This window comes from Natrinema sp. CBA1119 (assembly GCF_002572525.1).
Taxonomy (GTDB): Archaea; Halobacteriota; Halobacteria; order Halobacteriales; family Natrialbaceae; genus Natrinema.
Genome location: NZ_PDBS01000001.1, coordinates 3,713,417 through 3,730,229, shown reverse-complemented (window position 1 = coordinate 3,730,229; position 16,813 = coordinate 3,713,417). Strand labels below are relative to the sequence as shown.

General features: G+C 62.0%; 14 protein-coding genes. 6 read left to right on the top strand and 8 right to left on the bottom strand.

Annotated elements, in window-relative coordinates; all coding sequences use genetic code 11:
• Positions 1–48: 48 nt before the first annotated feature.
• Positions 49–462 carry a hypothetical protein gene (locus tag CP556_RS18370; RefSeq protein WP_098726933.1) on the bottom strand — a complete coding sequence of 138 codons (414 nt, stop codon included), beginning with the start codon at positions 460–462 and terminating at the stop codon, positions 49–51.
• A gap of 181 nt (positions 463–643) precedes the next feature.
• On the opposite strand from CP556_RS18370, the gene CP556_RS18365 reads away from it, so the two are divergent.
• On the top strand, positions 644–1,261 hold the full coding sequence (locus CP556_RS18365; RefSeq protein WP_098726932.1) for a metal-dependent hydrolase: 618 nt from the start codon (positions 644–646) through the stop codon (positions 1,259–1,261).
• A gap of 100 nt (positions 1,262–1,361) precedes the next feature.
• Positions 1,362–1,952, top strand: a complete 591-nt coding sequence (locus CP556_RS18360) for a DUF2238 domain-containing protein (RefSeq protein ID WP_098726931.1) — start codon at positions 1,362–1,364, stop codon at positions 1,950–1,952.
• Positions 1,953–2,813: 861 nt separating this feature from the next.
• Here the strand turns inward: CP556_RS18360 and CP556_RS18355 are convergent.
• Both CP556_RS18355 and rdfA read right to left on the bottom strand, forming a co-directional pair.
• Complete coding sequence (locus CP556_RS18355) at positions 2,814–4,769, bottom strand: archaea-specific SMC-related protein (protein ID WP_098726930.1); 1,956 nt, start codon at positions 4,767–4,769, stop codon at positions 2,814–2,816.
• Between the two features lie 66 nt (positions 4,770–4,835).
• Positions 4,836–5,462 (bottom strand): rod-determining factor RdfA, encoded by a 627-nt coding sequence (rdfA, locus tag CP556_RS18350; RefSeq protein ID WP_098726929.1) that lies wholly within the window; start codon positions 5,460–5,462, stop codon positions 4,836–4,838.
• An 889-nt stretch (positions 5,463–6,351) separates the two neighbouring features.
• Here rdfA and CP556_RS18345 point away from each other — a divergent pair.
• On the top strand, positions 6,352–8,601 hold the full coding sequence (locus CP556_RS18345) for an NADP-dependent malic enzyme (RefSeq protein ID WP_098726928.1): 2,250 nt from the start codon (positions 6,352–6,354) through the stop codon (positions 8,599–8,601).
• Positions 8,602–8,829: 228 nt separating this feature from the next.
• Here CP556_RS18345 and gfo6 read toward each other — a convergent pair whose 3' ends face one another.
• On the bottom strand, positions 8,830–9,903 hold the full coding sequence (gfo6, locus tag CP556_RS18340; RefSeq protein WP_098726927.1) for a D-xylose 1-dehydrogenase Gfo6: 1,074 nt from the start codon (positions 9,901–9,903) through the stop codon (positions 8,830–8,832).
• 1,202 nt (positions 9,904–11,105) lie between these two features.
• On the opposite strand from gfo6, the gene CP556_RS18330 reads away from it, so the two are divergent.
• From CP556_RS18330 to CP556_RS18320, 3 genes are all read left to right on the top strand, one after another.
• On the top strand, positions 11,106–12,167 hold the full coding sequence (locus CP556_RS18330) for a zinc-dependent alcohol dehydrogenase family protein (protein ID WP_098726925.1): 1,062 nt from the start codon (positions 11,106–11,108) through the stop codon (positions 12,165–12,167).
• 546 nt (positions 12,168–12,713) lie between these two features.
• The gene (locus CP556_RS18325; RefSeq protein ID WP_098726924.1) at positions 12,714–13,724 is read left to right on the top strand and encodes a Gfo/Idh/MocA family protein; all 1,011 of its coding nucleotides are present in this window, start codon (positions 12,714–12,716) and stop codon (positions 13,722–13,724) included.
• A 390-nt stretch (positions 13,725–14,114) separates the two neighbouring features.
• On the top strand, positions 14,115–14,330 hold the full coding sequence (locus CP556_RS18320) for a hypothetical protein (RefSeq protein WP_098726923.1): 216 nt from the start codon (positions 14,115–14,117) through the stop codon (positions 14,328–14,330).
• 189 nt (positions 14,331–14,519) lie between these two features.
• Here CP556_RS18320 and gvpM read toward each other — a convergent pair whose 3' ends face one another.
• From gvpM to gvpJ, 4 genes are read right to left on the bottom strand one after another with little or no spacing between them, the layout of a single operon-like run.
• Positions 14,520–14,837, bottom strand: coding sequence for a gas vesicle protein GvpM (gene gvpM / locus CP556_RS18315; protein WP_098726922.1), 318 nt, complete (start codon positions 14,835–14,837; stop codon positions 14,520–14,522).
• Positions 14,834–15,802, bottom strand: coding sequence for a gas vesicle protein GvpL (gvpL, locus tag CP556_RS18310; protein WP_098726921.1), 969 nt, complete (start codon positions 15,800–15,802; stop codon positions 14,834–14,836). The genes gvpM and gvpL overlap by 4 nt, the downstream gene beginning before the upstream one ends.
• Positions 15,799–16,143 (bottom strand): gas vesicle protein K, encoded by a 345-nt coding sequence (locus CP556_RS18305; protein ID WP_098726920.1) that lies wholly within the window; start codon positions 16,141–16,143, stop codon positions 15,799–15,801. The genes gvpL and CP556_RS18305 overlap by 4 nt, the downstream gene beginning before the upstream one ends.
• Positions 16,140–16,751, bottom strand: coding sequence for a gas vesicle protein GvpJ (gvpJ, locus tag CP556_RS18300; protein ID WP_176548239.1), 612 nt, complete (start codon positions 16,749–16,751; stop codon positions 16,140–16,142). Before gvpJ ends, CP556_RS18305 begins: the two co-directional genes overlap by 4 nt.
• Positions 16,752–16,813 lie beyond the last annotated feature (62 nt).

Genomic DNA, 16,813 nt, shown 5'->3' with positions numbered 1-16,813 from the left:
ACGAGGACCGCTGAACCGATCGGTTCCGCGTCCCGGTGACTCCGGGAATCAGGGGCCCTCGTGTGCTGATTCCCGCGAGAGAAACGCCGAGAGGATCGCGGTGTGGACCGTCCGGAGGTCGGTCTCTCGGATCGTGGCGGCCGCCTGAAAGCGTTCGCGAGCGGTGGCGATCGTCTGGGGATCGGCCGCGAGATGGGCGAGGACGAACGCGTCGGAAGCAACGCCTCGAGGGGCCTCGAAATCCGCCTCGTCGTACAGTTCCGCGAAGTCCGCCACGACCGCCGAGACGAGCCTGTCGGTGGCATCGGCACCCGGATCGCCCGCGGGGACCGTCGAGGCGGTTGGATCGAAATACTCCTCGTAGTCGACGACGCCGGCGTCTTCGTACAGGAATTCGTCGAGTGCGTCGAAGACGTCCTCCGAGAGGTAGACACCGAACAGTTTGTATCCATCGGCGGCCATCACGCTGTGATTCCGTGTCGAACCCCATCAAAGATTGCCCTCGAGAACCGTGACGGTCGTCGGACGGTCGTTCGCCGATAGAGGGCCGAACGAAACTGCAGAACGCGACTCTGTCGGCCGACCGATGCTGGCAGCACTGACCGACATACTCAAACGGCTGTGTTGCCTGTAGTACGACATAATGATGCTGCCAACGCACGCGCTCGTCGGGCTGGCCCTCGCCCTCCCGCTTGTCATACTCGCCCCCGAATTCGCCGGCGTCGCTCTCACTGCCGGCCTGCTCGGTGGTATTCTCCCCGATCTGGATATGTACATCGGTCATCGGAAGACGCTGCACTATCCCGTCTATTATTCGGTGCTCGGCGTCGCGGTCGCCCCGTTCGCGGTGCTCCTCCCGACGGCGGCGACGATCGCCGCGACATTCCTGTTGCTCAGTGCGGCCGTCCACAGCGTCATGGATATCTTCGGCGGCGGGTTGGAACTGCGGCCGTGGGAGGCGACCTCGAGTCGCGCCGTCTACAACCATCGTCGAGGGCGGTGGCTCGCGCCGCGTCGCTGGGTCCGGTATGACGGCGCGCCCGAGGACTTGCTGCTCTCGCTCGGTATCGCCGTCCCGCTCCTGATCGCTCTCGACGGCGTCCTTCGGTTGATCGTGGGAGCCGCGCTGGTCGTCGCGGTCGTGTACACTGCCGTTCGACGGCTGCTCCCGACGATTGCGGAAGTCCTCGTGGTCCAGACGCTTCCGGATCGCTTCCTGGTACTGCTCCCCGCTCGGTACGGACCCGAACGCGGCACGTGACCGACTTCCGCGCTGGTAGCAACCGCTGACCGACGGCAACCGCGAGCTCGTCTCCTTTCAGTATCGTTATGGACCTCGACTGCAATCTGCCACCAAACCAATGCAGACATCGGTAGCCAACGAGGCCGATCGCGGTGTCCGGTACGCGATTCTCGCCGTCCTCGTCGTCGGTTTCCGGCGGCGTGATCCGGGGGCGGTTTTCAACGCCGTCGTCTCGATCGCGGCGACGTACCTCCCCGGGGCCGTCGAACGCCGGTACGACGTGACGTTCAAGCCGTGGCAACGTGCGTATCTGAGTACGGCGATGCTCACTCACTCAGTCGGAATGCTGGGTCCGTACGATGATGTCTGGTGGTGGGACCACGTGACCCACACGCACTCGGCGACGATTCTCGGCGGCGTAACCTTCGCTGCGGCCCGTCGCCGCGGACGCGACCCGCGGCTCTGGGTCGTCGCCATCGTCGCCTGCGCCGGGGTACTGTGGGAGATCGCCGAGTACGGTATTCACGCGACCGCCAATCGCCTCGGACTCGAACCCGTACTCGTTTCCTACGGGGCGGCCGACACGTTCTTCGACCTCGTCTTCGATATCGTCGGCGCTCTCGTCGTGGTCGTAGTCGGTGACTCCCTCCTCGGGAACCTGGTATCGTCTGACGAGAACCCGCCGTCGGCTCCCGATTCACAGCCCTGACGGCGGACGGTTCGTCCGCGTGACGGTCGGCCGCCTCTGGCCGCGACCGCCGATCGTCGATCGGAGCGAACTCACGCGCTGCACGCAGCGGCTGTTTCGTCCCGCCGGTACCATGCGTTCACACGAGATCGCCGCTTCCGCGTGCGGACAGAGTGACCTCGAGCGACGAGCCAGCCGCCGCCCAATGCCATCGCCCCGCCGACGAGCGACCGGTCGCTCGTCGGGACAGTAGCGCCCCATCGATCGGTGAACGCGCCATCTCCCTCGATCGCACCGGTACCATCATTGAACGGGCCCGTATCGGTCTCGTCTCGGAATAGTTTACACGATAAATAGGTCGGCGGTGATATTGTAGCTTACAATCGCAAATCCAACGTACACCCGTGTTCGGTCACCGACGATGCCAGTACCCAAGCCGCTCGAGTCGCGTCAGACCCGTGTACTGTACACACCAATCCGATGCCACTAGTTGACCGTTTCGTAAATTTCTCTCGATATGACAGACTATTCAGGCTGCCGACTACTTCCTCCCGCCATTCATACGAGAAATTTGACTGCTATCGTACTCCACTATTGATCTTATTTTACAAAAAAACCCTCGAGGGAGAGCCCCTCGGATGGGGGAGGAGAATACGAAACCGTGAGACAAATCGATTCGACGACGAATATTACCGACAGAGAGTGTGTTTTTATCGGGTTTCACCGATCAGACGGCCATCGACCACCGGATAGAGAAAAAATCTCTGAACTGTCTTCGCTTGTAGTATCATCACAAATATACCATTTATGAGGTACTGTCGGAAGCATCGAACGAATTTCACGAACCGATTCAGTCGTTCCGAATCGGCATCGCTCAGCGGCTTATATCTCCCGAACGTAGGCGTACTCGTCCGAGAGCGATTCGGCGTCCTCGCGGAGCAACGCGACGACGAGACAGTCGACGTGCTCCTCGAAGTACTCAACGAGATCGGCGATCCGGGTCGAGTCGATCGCCTCGAGCGAATCCAGCAGCATGAACGGAACGATTTCGTAGACGTCGTGAACCAGATAGCCTGCGAGTGCGAAGACCAGTCCGGTGACTTCGCGTTCGCTCTCCGAGAGGTGGTCGACGGTATCCTCGTACGTCGCGCCGTCGTCGGTCGACCGGACGATGTGCAGGTCGAACGCGGTTTGCGTGACCTTCCGCCGCCCCTCTCGGACCGTCTTCTCGCGACGATCGATCCAGATGCGGTCGATGTTTCGGTACTCGAGGATCGATAGGATCGACTCCATGTGCTCGTTGAACGCGTCGACGGCGTTTTCTTCGATCCGGTCGACGCGCGTCCTGAGGTCGGTCAGCTCTGCTTCGACGGTCTCGCGGCGGTCTTCGAGTTCACTGCGCGCCTCGATCTTCCCCTCGATTTCTTCGATTCGGGCCTGCACGTCGTCACGGTCGTCCTCGAGTCCCTCGAGTTCGAGTTCGAGACGGTTCAGTTCGCGGTGGGTGTCGATAACGTCTCCGTACTCCGCGTTTTCGAACGCTTCGGCCTCGGATTCGAGCTCGTCGATACGCGTCCGTTGCTGTTCGACTTCGGTCTCGAGTTCCTCGATGCGCTGTTCGCGGCGCTCGAGCTCGTCGTCGATCGCCGACAGCCGCGTTTCGATCTCTCCTCGTCGCTGCGTTCGCTCGCGAAGCTCCTTCCGACGCGAGGAGAGGTCGTCGATCTGTGCCTGCAACTCGCTTCGTTCCTCGAGCTGGTCCTGGCGGAGCGATCGCAATCGCTCGAGCGTCGACTCGATCCGGTCGCGACCGACTTGCGAGCCACACGTCCAACAGACGACGTCGTCGTCCGCGAGGAGCTGTTCCGTGATGTCGCCGTCGTCTTCCTCCCCCGACTCGACGTGGTCCTCGAGATCCAGCTCGACCCCGTCGTCTGCGAGCCGTTCCTCGTTGAATCGGATCACGCTCTGTAGTTCGCTCACGGTCGTATCGAGCGACCGCTTCCGGGCACGAAGTTCCTGGATCCGGCCTTCGAGCCGATCCGGCGACTCGTGATCATCGTCGTCGAATGCCTCGAGTTCTCCCTCCAACTCGTCGCGTTCCCGCTCGAGTTCGGCGTGGCTCTCCCGTTCGGTCTCGAGATCGTATTCGATAGACTCGAGCTCGGTCCGCGCCGTCTGGAGGTCGGCGAACGCCGATTCGATCTCCGCTTTCCGGTCGCGGCTCGCCTCGACATCGAGATCGAACGCCTCGAGCTCGTCCTCGAGGTCGGCGATTTCCTCGGTCGTCGTTTCAATCTCGTTCTCGAGTTCCCGTTTCTTCGACTCGAGCCCCGGAAGTTCGGAATCGAGTTGTTCGAGGCGCTCGAGGCGATCATCGAGGTCGCGTTTCTCGGCCTCGAGGGTGGAAATGTCGGCTTCGATCTCGTCCGTATCGATCGGACGCATGATGAGTTCACGAAGCTCGTCGCCGCGTCTCACTGCTCGGCGCGCTTCGTTGGATTCGAGCAGGAAGGCAAAGAGGTCCGCGAGTTCCGGATCCTCGAGATAGGGGTCACCGTCGAAGACCACTTCGCCGTTACGTCGCTCGAGATATCGCTCGTACCGTTTACCGTCGAATTCCAATTCGGCGCGACCGGCGTCCGCATCCCCTTTCAACGAGGAGCGCCGACTGCCCAGCGCGGCCATGATCGTCTGGAGGAACGACGTTCGATTCGTCGCGTTTCGTCCAGTCAGGACGTTAACGCCGGGTTCAAGGGTAACCTCGCTACTATCGATACCGCCGATATTCTCCGCGAGAACGGTAATCGACGAGGTGACTGACTCTGGAGATGACACGACGGTTATTTCACGCCGCCGGCTATAAATGCTATGCGGTAACGGCCGATTTTCCGACGTGTCGCGTTACGATGTCTTCCCGGCCTCACAGTCGCAGCCACCCTGATCGAGTAACTCGGCGACGGAATAGTCGGTTCCGCAGTTCGCGCAGATGGTCCGGACATCGACGAAGACGTCGTACTCGCGATCCGTAATCTCCTCGGCGTTTCTCAGTTCTTCGAGCGTAGATTCCGTGACGACTTGCGTTCGGCCGGCGAGTCGCTGAACGGTCTCTTTCTTTCGCTCGAGCCGGTCCTCGGTGTCCTCGTCGGGAAGAGACGCGTTGCGAACGTTCGTCAGATACGTATAGATCGTCTGGTGAGTGACGAAATCGGAGCGGACGGCGTCGATGTCGATCCCCGACCGTTTCAGTTCACGTCGCTTTCTGACCGCGTCCGAGCGCGACACGTCGTCGTCCGTCAGCGTTTGATACAGAATTTCGATATCGGAATCGAGCACCGACCCGCCCGCATCGCGGAGAGCCGCTCGGAGGACGGCCTTGTTGAACTCGGTCGCGAGGTCGCGGAGACTCGTTCGATCCGTTCCGTCGCCGACCCACTCGGTCTCGAGACGATCCCCCCACGACTCGAGGTCATACTCGTCTATCACTCGCTCGACCTTGGTCCGACGCCCACCGCTCGAGTCGTCCGTCATACCCGTAGTCACTGAGGCCTATCGTACATATGTTGTGGTTATCGAACTAGATTCCTGGCCCTTCAGAAACTCAGCTGACAGATACCTGTCGGGGATGGTATCTATCGTTAATTTATAACTAGGAACATATGACGGAGTTCGAATGTTACTAGTTAGAATATAACATTTTGATTACTATAGAACAGTGGAAAGTACTGTAAGAGTGTGAATGGGGCGATATTTGTCGCGGATCGAGTTGGAGGGATTAGTATAATTAATCACGCAAGACTGTCTGGTCGCTGATTTTTTAACTGGCGTCTGGTCCGTCGGAGCAATCAGGCGAGTCACGAGGTAGAGTGTACCGAAACGGTCTGATCTGGAATAGTCCGGTAACCGCTCACCGTCTGCTGGCTATCGACGGTTACAGAGATTGGGGTGTAATTCTGTACGGTTAGCGATGGGTTCGTACGCGAGACGGTTCGTCGCGGTCGGCAAACGAACCGCCGTATTTGCCGTTCGGACGCAGATTCCTCTGTACTCGATTTCGTTCCGAATCCGCTCGGCTACTGACCGAAACGAACGATGTGTTCACGGTGTCCGAACAGGGTGTCGTATTCGTTCGTCTTCCAGTTCAAACATCCAGTTCCCGATGGGAGACACTGATCGGTCGATCAGGCGTGCAATGACTTTCAGTGGCTACTGTAGTGGTACAGACGTATCGCTGTCCCGATTGCGAGGGAAAACTCTCGTTCGAACGGCGATCGTGGGAGTGTATCGATTGCGGTCACGTTCCGCGTCACGCGGCGGATTGATCACGGATTTTCGGTACAGATCGGCTCTCTGACGGCGCAAATCGGCCGATCAGAAGCGTACACTTTTGTCGATCCGCTGGCGACACACGAGTACAACAATGGACGAAGACGCGCTCGAGTATCACCGTGCCGATCCGCCGGGTAAGATAGAAATTTCGACGACGAAACCGACGAACACGCAACGCGACCTCTCGCTGGCGTACTCGCCGGGCGTCGCCGCGCCGTGTCGAGAGATCGCCGCGGACGCGGACGACGCCTACCAGTACACGACAAAGGGAAACCTCGTCGGCGTCGTCTCGAACGGCTCGGCAGTGCTCGGACTCGGCGATATCGGTGCACAGGCGTCGAAACCGGTCATGGAGGGCAAAGGCGTCCTGTTCAAGCGCTTCGCCGACATCGACGTGTTCGACATCGAACTCGACCTCGACGAACCGGACGCGTTCGTCGAATCGGTCGCCGCGATGGAGCCGACGTTCGGCGGCATCAATCTCGAGGACATTGCGGCTCCCCACTGCTTCGAAATCGAGGAACGCCTCCGAGACCGGCTGTCGATCCCTGTCTTTCACGACGACCAGCACGGCACCGCGATCATCAGCGGGGCCGCGCTGCTCAACGCGGTCGAAATCTCCGGCAAGGACCTCGAGTCGCTCGAGGTCACGTTCTCTGGCGCGGGTGCGGCCGCGGTCGCGACGGCCAAGTTCTACGTCTCGCTGGGCGTCAAACGGGAGAACATCACGATGTGCGATATCGACGGGATTCTGACCACTGAACGGGCTGATTCCGGCGACCTGAACGCGTACAACCGGGAGTTCGCCAGCGACGTTCCCGAAGGCGGTATCGCGGAGGCGATAGCGGGCGCGGACGTCTTCGTCGGCCTGTCGGCCGGCGACATCGTCAGTCAGGAGATGGTCCGATCGATGGCCGACGACCCGATCATCTTCGCGATGGCTAACCCCGATCCGGAGATCGGCTACGAGGACGCCAAAGACGCCCGCGACGATACGGTAATCATGGCGACTGGACGCTCGGACTACCCGAATCAGGTCAACAACGTCCTCGGCTTTCCCTTCATCTTCCGCGGCGCGCTGGACGTCCGCGCCACCGAGATCAACGAGGAGATGAAGGTCGCGGCGGCGTCGGCGCTGGCCGAGCTGGCCAAACAGGACGTGCCGGACTCAGTGGTGAAGGCCTACGGCGACCAACCGCTGCAGTTCGGCCCGGACTACATCATTCCGAAGCCGCTGGACGCACGCGTCCTCTTCGAGGTCGCTCCAGCAGTCGCACGCGCGGCGATCGATTCCGGCGCGGCCCGTGTCGACCTCGACGTCGACGAGTACGTCGAAGCGCTCGAGGCGCGGCTCGGCAAGTCCCGTGAAATGATGCGGGTGGTACTCAACAAGGCGAAATCCGATCCGAAGCGTATCGCGCTGGCCGAGGGGACCGACGAGACGATCGTTCGGGCGGCCTCCCAGATCGTCGAGCGAGGCATCGCTGAGCCGGTTCTGATCGGCGACGAGGACGAGGTTCGAAGCACGGTCGCGACCCTCGGTCTCGAGTTCGAACCGGACGTCGTCGACCCCGAGAGCGGCGAGTACGAGGCGTACATCGAACACCTCTACGAGCGACGGAAGCGCAACGGCGTCACTCGCCGCGAGGCAGCGTCGATGATCCGCGACGACACCAACTACTTCGGGAGCGTTATGGTCGACCGCGGCGACGCCGACGCGATGCTGACGGGGCTGACGAACCACTATCCGTCGGCGCTCCGGCCGCCCCTGCAGGTGATCGGCACGGCCGACGACGCCGACTACGCGGCCGGGGTCTACCTGCTCACGTTCAAGAATCGCGTCGTCTTCGTGGCCGACGCGACAGTTAATCAGGCCCCCGACGAGGACGTCCTCGAGGAAGTCACTCGCCACACCGCAGCGCTCGCTCGCCGGTTCGACGTCGAGCCCCGCGCCGCCTTGCTCTCGTACTCGGACTTCGGCAGCGTCGACAACGACGGGACGCGGAAACCTCGCGAAGCGGCCCGTCGGCTCCGTGCCGATCCCGCTGTCGACTTCCCCGTCGACGGGGAGATGCAGGCCGACACCGCCGTCGTCGAGGAGATGTTGACCGGAACCTACGAGTTCAGCGACCTCGAGAAACCGGCGAACGTGCTGGTCTTCCCGAACCTTGAGGCCGGTAACATCGGCTACAAGCTGCTTCAGCGACTCGGCGGGGCCGACGCCATCGGACCGATGCTGGTCGGCATGGACGAGCCGGTTCACGTCCTTCAGCGGGGCGACGAGGTCAAGGATATCGTGAACCTCGCGGCCGTGGCGTCGGTCGACGCGCAGGAGGAGTAGCTTCCGCGAGCGACCACGGGGAGTGAGCGGTTTTTTGGTGGAGATTTTTGCACGAGCGGTGAAGGAGCGATGGGCGGTTCGAATCGAACGGAGTGAGTGAGAACCGCGCCGAAGCGAACGAACCCGAGTGGAAAAAGGTCCATGCGACATCGTGAACCTCGCGGCCGTGGCGACGGTCGACGCACAAGTCGACGAGTCCTGATCGGCGGACTGGTTCCCGTCGTCAGTCTACTCGAGCGCGACCGGTTCACCTCGTTCCGCGGAGTCGTGGAGCGCTTCGATGATACGCATGTCCTGCAAGCCGTGTCGACCGTCCGGATAGAGGTCGCCGTCGCCGAGGAGGCGGTCCGCGAAGTAGTCGAACTCCTCTTCCATCTCGCGCTCCGCGTCGAAGCTTCCGTGCTCGACCGTGACCGACACGTCGCCGCGCGAGAGGTGCAGCGAGCACTCCCCGTGGAACGCCGGCCGGAGCTCGATTCGTCCCTCGGTTCCCGTGATCTTGAGGTGCGTGTCTTCGTGGGCGTGCTGGCTCGAGGTCGAGATCATCTGCACGTCGTCTTCAAAGATCAGCAGCGACGAAGACCGCTCGTCCGGGACGTCGGCGAATGCCTCGTGGCTCGAGACCATCTCGGCCTGCACGCTGACGGGGTCGCGTCGGAGCAGGAATCGAGTCGTGTTGATCGAATAGATTCCCAGGTCCATCACCGAGGTACCGTACCCGCTCAGGTCGGCGTCGAGCCGCCATTGGTCGGGGTCGGGAATCATCTCGAGCAGCGACTGGGTGTTGTGACCGTAGACGGACACTGGCTCCCCGAGGAAGCCGTCGGCGATCAACTCGCGGGCCCGTTGCACTGCCGGATCGGTCTGCATACGATAAGCGATCATCAACGGCACGTCCGCGGCGTCACAGGTCTCCACCATCGCCTCGGCGCGCTCGACGGTCGCCTCCATCGGCTTTTCACAGAGGACCGCCTTGTCCAGTTCGGCCGCGGTCTCGGCGTACTCGAGGTGGAAGGCATTCGGCGTTCCCACGTAGACGGCGTCGTACTCGTCGACGGCCGCACCGTCGTGGAACTCGTCGTAGCTGATTCCGCTCGCGACGTCGTTCTCGTCGGCGAGTCGCGTCGCCTTGTCGGTCGAGCCGCTGACGAGTACCGACACCTCGCCCAGATCGGACGATTCGATCGCCGGCAGTGCGACGTCGATGGTCCACCACCCTAGGCCGATCAGAGCGTATCTGACGGTCCCGCTTTCTGTCGTCTGCCACGCTCGCTCCTCGTAGGTATCGATCCAGTCGCGCATACCGGTTCTATATCGCGATCTGATAAAAAATGACCGATGGCAACGTGTGACGACCGCGGGAATCCGGCCGCGACGACGTATGGTCGTCGCGGCCGAGGAGAGGGTTTCGACCGCACCGCCGGCGGACGGCTCGAGAACGGGCCGACTGATCGATTCCGCCGTCGATCCGTTCAAGAAAACCGTTCGCCGATACCGAACTACCCTACGCATGTTTCTCGACGTTGGGATCGGTGTAGTACTCCAGCAGACACAAATGAACGACCGCGAACGCCGATTCCCTGACCGATGAGGGCATCGCCTGAAAACGGTACGGGAACTATTCGTACGCGTGGGTGATTGTTTCGGTCGAAACCCCGCATCTACCCATTTTTGTCGTTATCACATAACTTCTGGAGAGTTCGTTGAAACGAGAACGTGTCCGGACGAACGATGGCCATCAGACGGCTCATAACCGGTTGAGAACGCGGTTTCCAGTCGAACCATCGATCGCTACCCGGTGCCGGCGATATTCCGATTACAGACATAGTGCTGTAAGTTACAGTGGGCGACCGCAACGACCGATCGATCCTGAGGAGATCCGATCAACTTCTATAATAGAATATCGACACTTCTCTGATAAGATACTATTATTGTTATAATATCGAGTTTGGTGTTTTTGATCACAGACGCTCCGCCGTAATATGCTGTTAGCGGCCATTTAGGGCCAATTCAGGGGCTACCAGTTCGGAGGTCCATTCCCAATTCATTGATTCCTCGTGCTGTCGGCGTTATCGCTGAGTGGCATTGGTTTTGAGCTCAAATCGGCTTGTTTCGTCTTTTTCTCCCCTCTATCGTGCGAACTTCTGTGATTGCCACCACATCGGCCGAACAAATATATAATAACTTTCATATTTTAATAGATAATCATTCAGAATAGGGTATTCGGGTCAACGCTTTCGAGGGCCAGTACGATAGCGATCGGCTCCTCGAAGCGATTCGTCCGATTCGAAGGACCGTTCCGTCCCGTACCGATATCGTTTCAACTTCACTGTACATCTGTGTCCCGTTGTCGAGATCTGTTCGCCACCGATTGGTATCGAGGGGGTTCGGCTGGATTCCCGGCCCAATCCAATTGTACAACGGGAAACAACTCACGGATAGTTTCTGACAACTGGATAGCGTACCGCCTACACTTTTATACTCGCTGCCACTACCGTTGGAACATGCGAGCAGCCGTACTCGAAGAACATGGGGAACCGCTGACGGTCAAAGACGTCGACTATCCGGAGCCGGGAGCCGATCAGGTAATCGTCGAGACAGAAGCGTGTGGGATCTGTCGAAGCGACTGGCACGCCTGGCAGGGCGACTGGAGCTGGATCGGCGCGGGCGTCCCGGAAGGACAGATCCTCGGCCACGAGCCCGCCGGCGTCGTTTCGGCGGTCGGAAGCGACGTCGAGACCCTCGAGGAAGGCGACCGCGTCGCGGTGCCGTTCCACCTGGGCGACGGCACCTGTCCACACTGCCGCGAGGGTCGGGCGAACAACTGCGAGACGGTGCTTCCGCTTGGTCTGTCGGAGTACTCACAGGGCGCGTTCGCGGAGGCGTTCCCCGTTCGGGAAGCCGACTTCAACTGCGTGAAACTCCCCGACGATGTCGGTTTCGCGGAGATGGCGGGTCTCGGCTGCCGGTTCATGACGGCCTACCACGCGCTGGCCGACCGGGCCGACCTTCGACCCGGCGACTGGGTCGCCATCCACGGTTGTGGCGGCGTCGGCCTCTCGGCGATCCACATCGCGGACGCGCTGGGTGCCCACCCGATCGCGATCGACCTCGTCGACGACAAACTCGAGCGCGCCGAGGAACTCGGTGCCCGGGAGACGGTCAACGTGACGGAAGTCGACAGTTCGGCCCAGGCGGTCCAGGCCATCACGGACGGCGGTGCCGATGTCTCGATCGACGCACTGGGCGTCGCCGATACCTGCAAGAACTCGGTCAACAGCCTCGGCACGCGGGGTAGCCACGTGCAGGTCGGACTGACGACCGGCGAGGAGGAGGGCCAGATCGAACTCCCCGTCGACATCATGACGATGCAGGAGATCGACTTCCACGGCTCCTTCGGGATGCCGCTGGTCCGCTACGAGGAACTGTTTAACCTGATCGCACAGGGCACCCTCGAGCCAGACAAGATCATCGGCGAGACACTGTCGCTCGAGGAGGCTCCCGAGACGCTCGCCTCGATGGACGACTACGGAACGGTCGGCATTCCGGTCATCACCGAGTTCTGAGCGCGAACTGGGATCATCGTCCCGCTCGTTTTTCACTGCTGGGCTCCGTCCCCGAGAGCTGCGGCTATCCGGTTTGCGTATCGTGAAACCCGGGCGGGCGGGAACCGCCCTGGGCGTGAGAGACATGAGCGTACTCGAAGCGGGGGCGAGTCCACGTCCGAGCGATCCGGGCACGAACGCACGCAATCGGCTGGTCAGCGCACAGATGGGCCGAGCGCGTACCCGGCGGGGAGTTACAACCCCGCAGGTCGAACGTTGCACGTGTTACCCATTGTTATGCATCCGCTTGGCTCCCGGTAGCGACTCCGAACCGAACGCAGGCACCGTCTACTCCGATCGTAGCACCCTGCTACCGGTTGGTACACCCCGGCCGTTGGTACTCGCTCGCGTTGACGAACGGAACGGACCTGCGTGGACGAACGGACTCGAGTAGCGGATCGGTCGAACCCTCGCCCGTCTCGAGATCGGACTCGAATGGTCGATCGGGTGGAGATACTTGCTTGCGACGCCTCCAGAGGGATGGGACTGCAGCCCGTACGGGATCGTATGAGTGATGACGACGGATCGCGGCCGATCCGGATCGGTATCGTCGGACTGGGCTACATCGGAACCACCGTCGGTGGCCAGTTTCACCGTCACCCTGACGCGACCGTCCGCGCGGTCTGCGATCTCGATGCGGCGCTCCGCGACGAGGTTGGCCGCGGGTTCGGCGTGTCCGCAGATCAGCAATACGCCGAGTACGAGGCGATGCTCGCGGAGGCGTCTCTCGACGCAGTGCTCGTCGGGACGCCCCACACCCTCCATTACGAGCAAGTCGTCGCCGCCCTCGAGCGGGGCCACCACGTCTACTGCGACAAACCGCTGACGACCGACCTCGAGCGGGCCCGCGACCTCGCGGATCGAGTCGATCGAAGCGATCGGACCGTGATGGTCGGCTACCAGCGCCACCTTCAGACGGCGTTTCGAACGGCGCGCGACCGGTTCGCCGACCGGAAACCGGAGTGGCTGACCGCCTCGATCACGCAGGGGTGGATCGACGATTCGCGAGGGACCTGGCGGCTCGATCCCGATCTGTCCGGGGGCGGCTTTCTCTACGATACCGGCAGCCACGTCCTCGACGGTGTTCTCTGGACAACCGGCCTCGAGCCGGCGTCCGTCGCCGCGAGCATGGCGTTTCACGACGACGAGCAGCGAGTCGACCGCCGCGCTCACCTCGACGTTCGGTTCGAAAACGGTGCGACGGGCACGTTTTCGTTTCACGGCGACGCGCCGTCGGTCCGCGAGCATATCCACCTCTGGGACGGTGAGGGTGCGATCTACCTCGAGGGAACGCAGTGGGGGTCTCGAAAAGTCGTCGAAATCGATCCCGACGCCGGGGAGTACGTTCCCTACATCGACCCCCGCGACGAACAGACCCGGGCTGACGCGTTCCTCGAGAGCGTCAGAAACGGAACCGAGCCGCCGGCGACGGTCCACGACGCGCTCCGGGTGACGGCGCTGACCGAAGCGGCTTACGAGGCGGCTCGAACCGGTGATCGGGTCTCCGTCGATCGATAATCGAATCTCCGTCGACCGATGATTGCCCCTCCGCTACCGTATCGATCGGTGCGTCCGTCGGCGCAAACCGGTCGCGCTTCCCTCGACCTCGAATCGCCTTTCCGCACCGGTCGTTGTCGCTCGGTTTCACCTCGATAAGTGAGACGATAACCGTTTCATTACGGCTGGAAAAGCGGCTTTTCGACGGTATGCTCGTCGTCGAGCTATCGGGACGATCCCGCCTCCGTCCCGGGGTACGAAACAGTTACTCTCGCTCGATCGGCCGCGAACGACGGGGCGAGTCGCCCGGATCCCCGTTCGATAGCGGTCGGTGGGTAAGACCCTCATAGTCGTCTTTGCCTTTCGGTTACAAGCCGGATAACTACATCTGGTGCTGGCCATCAAATGAGTATGATCACCTGCACTAACTGCGAGACCGCCCAGTTCCTGCAGATCACGCAGAGTCGCGTCTACTTCGAGGACGGCGAGATGATAAACGAGATCTCCGAGACGTACGAGTGCACCCTGTGTGGGGCGACCGGGCAGTACGTCTACGACGACGATAGCGAGGAAGAGACCGTCACTGGCGAGGTCGAGCACACGACCGAACGTCCAAAGTACGCCTGACCGTCCCCCTCTCGAGGGGAACGGAAACGAAGGAACCGAACTGGGTCGGACGGGTACAGTGCAGTAGCGCCGTTTCTCTCTCCGTCGATTGCATCGGCACGTCGTCGCTCCGTTCGATCGGCACGTCATCGCTTCGTCGATCGTCCCTCTCCTGTCAGCAGTCTCGAGTCGACAGTCTCGAGCCCGCAGTCAACTCGACGGCTCGTCTCCGGGTTCGGCGTCCTCGTGGGAGCGACCGACACCGAGTTCGTCGAACGAGTCCTCGTCGAGTTCCGACCGATCGTACTGGCGTCGGCTGACTGCCGCATTCCGGCGGGTGGCGTCCCACTCTTCGAAGAGGCCGTACTCCGTCATCGTCTCCATGCCGGCGATGGCCGCCGTGAGCTTGATCCCGACCAGCGGAATATCCGCGACGGAGACGATCACGTCCGCGCGGAGGATCGCACCGTCTCTGAGCAACACGTCGAGCACGTCGACGAGCGCATCGTCGTTCTTTTGCGGTCTCATGGCTGTGGATTCGCCCGCTCGTCCGCGGCGGTCCCGTCACCGCCGAGTTCCGGTGCGAACGTGTACGGCGGCCACGGTCCCGTGAACCTGACCTCGAGTCCGTCGTTCGCCGCCACGTCGTCGAGTATCGAGCCGATGGCTTCCTCGTCGTCCTCGTGGGCCAGCACCGTGAGCCGACAGAGGGTTTCGCCGTCACTGGACTCGTCCGATCCGTCGCTCGAGTCTCCGACCGTTTCCGACTCGGTGTCGGTTATGTCGTTCGAGAGTTTCGCGCTCGGGGATCGCTCGAGCGCGTGGACTTCCCGTGATTTTGCGGCCAGTCGCTCCTCGAGGTCGGCGGTCAGCGATTCCCGTCGTGCGGCTCGGAGTTCAGTCAGCCGCTGGTCGAACTGCTTCTCGAGCAGGAAGGCCGTTCCCTCCCCGGAGCCGCCGATCTGCTCGTCCAGTTCGCGCAGCCGTTCGTCGCGCTCGATCAGCGCCTCGTCGCTGATCGGATCGACTTCGACCACTTCGACGCGGTACTCCCAGTGGTCGGCCAGCCCAGAGAGGGCGCGCTCGAGGGTCTCGGACTCCTCGCGGAGCCACTTGCGGACGGCGGCGTCGTCGCCGCGCAGAATCGTGTCGAACTGGAACGGGATCGGCGTTCCGAAGGCCTGCCCCGCCTCGTCGACGACCGTCTGGTGGCGGACGAGCCAGCGGCGGATCTGTGTGAGGTCCGCCGAGTCGTAGATGCCGTCACACGCGTGGACGACGGCACTGATTCCGTTTTCAGTGACGATCGAGACCGGTTCATCGTCGACGCCTGTCGTCTCGAGTTCGGCGTCCTCGTCGGCCCGCACGAGACAGTACAGGTAGCGCCCCTCGTCGATAGCCGGCGTCTCGGTGTGCTCGCCGGCCGGCTGCTCGTCGAGCGCCTCGAGTCCCTTGGCGGCACCGTCACCGTCGTTCGCACCGTCGGAGCTCACTCGCCCTCACCTCCGAACACGGAGTAACCGGGTTTCTGCGTGGCGGTCGGCTCGCCGTGAAGCTGTTCGATCGCGTCGTTGACCAGCCCGTCCAGATCGCCCCGGAGATCGTCGACGCCGTCCTCGATCTCTTCGTCGGCTTTGAGCTGTTCGATCTCGGCCTCGATCGTCGCGAGTTGGCTCCCGAGGCGTTCGATCTCCTCGTCCGACAGGTTACCAGACTCCATTCGACGGACCGCCTCGCGCTCGAGGGCATCGATTAGGATTTCAACAACGGTTATGACAAGGGTAACGAGTCCCTGTCGCGCGTCCTCCCCGTCGCCGACGTCGATCGCCGTCATGAACTCTCACCCTCCGGCTCCGCTTCCGGGGTGGCCTCGTCGCTCTCGGAGCCGTCATTCTCGGAGCTGTCAGTTTCGGAGCCGTCGGCTTCCGATTCCGCGTCAGATTGGCCCTCGTCGGCCGAGTCGTCGCTGAGCAGGTCGAATCCGCCGCTGGTCGGTCTGTCGGGGTTCGGTCTGGCCCCGAGGCGTTCGCTCACCAGCGCTTCGTCGCTGCCGGCGGCGTCGCGCTCGCTCGCCTCATCGCTATCGACGTTGCGCTCGCCGCTGTCGGCGCTCGCTTCGCCGTTAGCGTCGTCTTCATCGGCGGTAACGTTGACGCCTCGAGTCGGATCGATCACCGGGTTCGGCCGGTCCATCTCCGCGAGTTCGGGATCATCGACCGCCTCGGCGACGCGGCGCATGTCCGTCCCCTCGGGGAACTCGAGGCCGTACTTCGCCGCGGTCTCGAAGGAGGCGATCGCGGCCCGGACTTGCACGCCGAGCAGTTGTGTATCTCCGATCGAGACGGCGATGTCGGCGTTGATGACGATCCCTTTTTCCAGGAGCATCTCGACGACTTCGGCGAGGTCAGCCTGCTGCCGACTGGGCTGGAACTCATCGACCATGGCGCTCACCTCCGGCGTTGCTCCGCTCGGGGTCGAAGTCAGTCGTCCTCCCCTCACAGCCG

Bases quoted from the DNA above. Each gene is read 5' to 3' on its own strand.
- CP556_RS18370 (WP_098726933.1), bottom strand. From the start codon at position 462: ATGGCCGCCGATGGATACAAACTGTTCGGTGTCTACCTCTCGGAGGAC.
- CP556_RS18365 (WP_098726932.1), top strand. From the start codon at position 644: ATGATGCTGCCAACGCACGCGCTCGTCGGGCTGGCCCTCGCCCTCCCG.
- CP556_RS18360 (WP_098726931.1), top strand. From the start codon at position 1,362: ATGCAGACATCGGTAGCCAACGAGGCCGATCGCGGTGTCCGGTACGCG.
- rdfA (WP_098726929.1), bottom strand. From the start codon at position 5,462: ATGACGGACGACTCGAGCGGTGGGCGTCGGACCAAGGTCGAGCGAGTG.
- CP556_RS18345 (WP_098726928.1), top strand. From the start codon at position 6,352: ATGGACGAAGACGCGCTCGAGTATCACCGTGCCGATCCGCCGGGTAAG.
- gfo6 (WP_098726927.1), bottom strand. From the start codon at position 9,903: ATGCGCGACTGGATCGATACCTACGAGGAGCGAGCGTGGCAGACGACA.
- CP556_RS18330 (WP_098726925.1), top strand. From the start codon at position 11,106: ATGCGAGCAGCCGTACTCGAAGAACATGGGGAACCGCTGACGGTCAAA.
- CP556_RS18325 (WP_098726924.1), top strand. From the start codon at position 12,714: ATGAGTGATGACGACGGATCGCGGCCGATCCGGATCGGTATCGTCGGA.
- CP556_RS18320 (WP_098726923.1), top strand. From the start codon at position 14,115: ATGATCACCTGCACTAACTGCGAGACCGCCCAGTTCCTGCAGATCACG.
- gvpM (WP_098726922.1), bottom strand. From the start codon at position 14,837: ATGAGACCGCAAAAGAACGACGATGCGCTCGTCGACGTGCTCGACGTG.
- CP556_RS18305 (WP_098726920.1), bottom strand. From the start codon at position 16,143: ATGACGGCGATCGACGTCGGCGACGGGGAGGACGCGCGACAGGGACTC.
- gvpJ (WP_176548239.1), bottom strand. From the start codon at position 16,751: ATGGTCGATGAGTTCCAGCCCAGTCGGCAGCAGGCTGACCTCGCCGAA.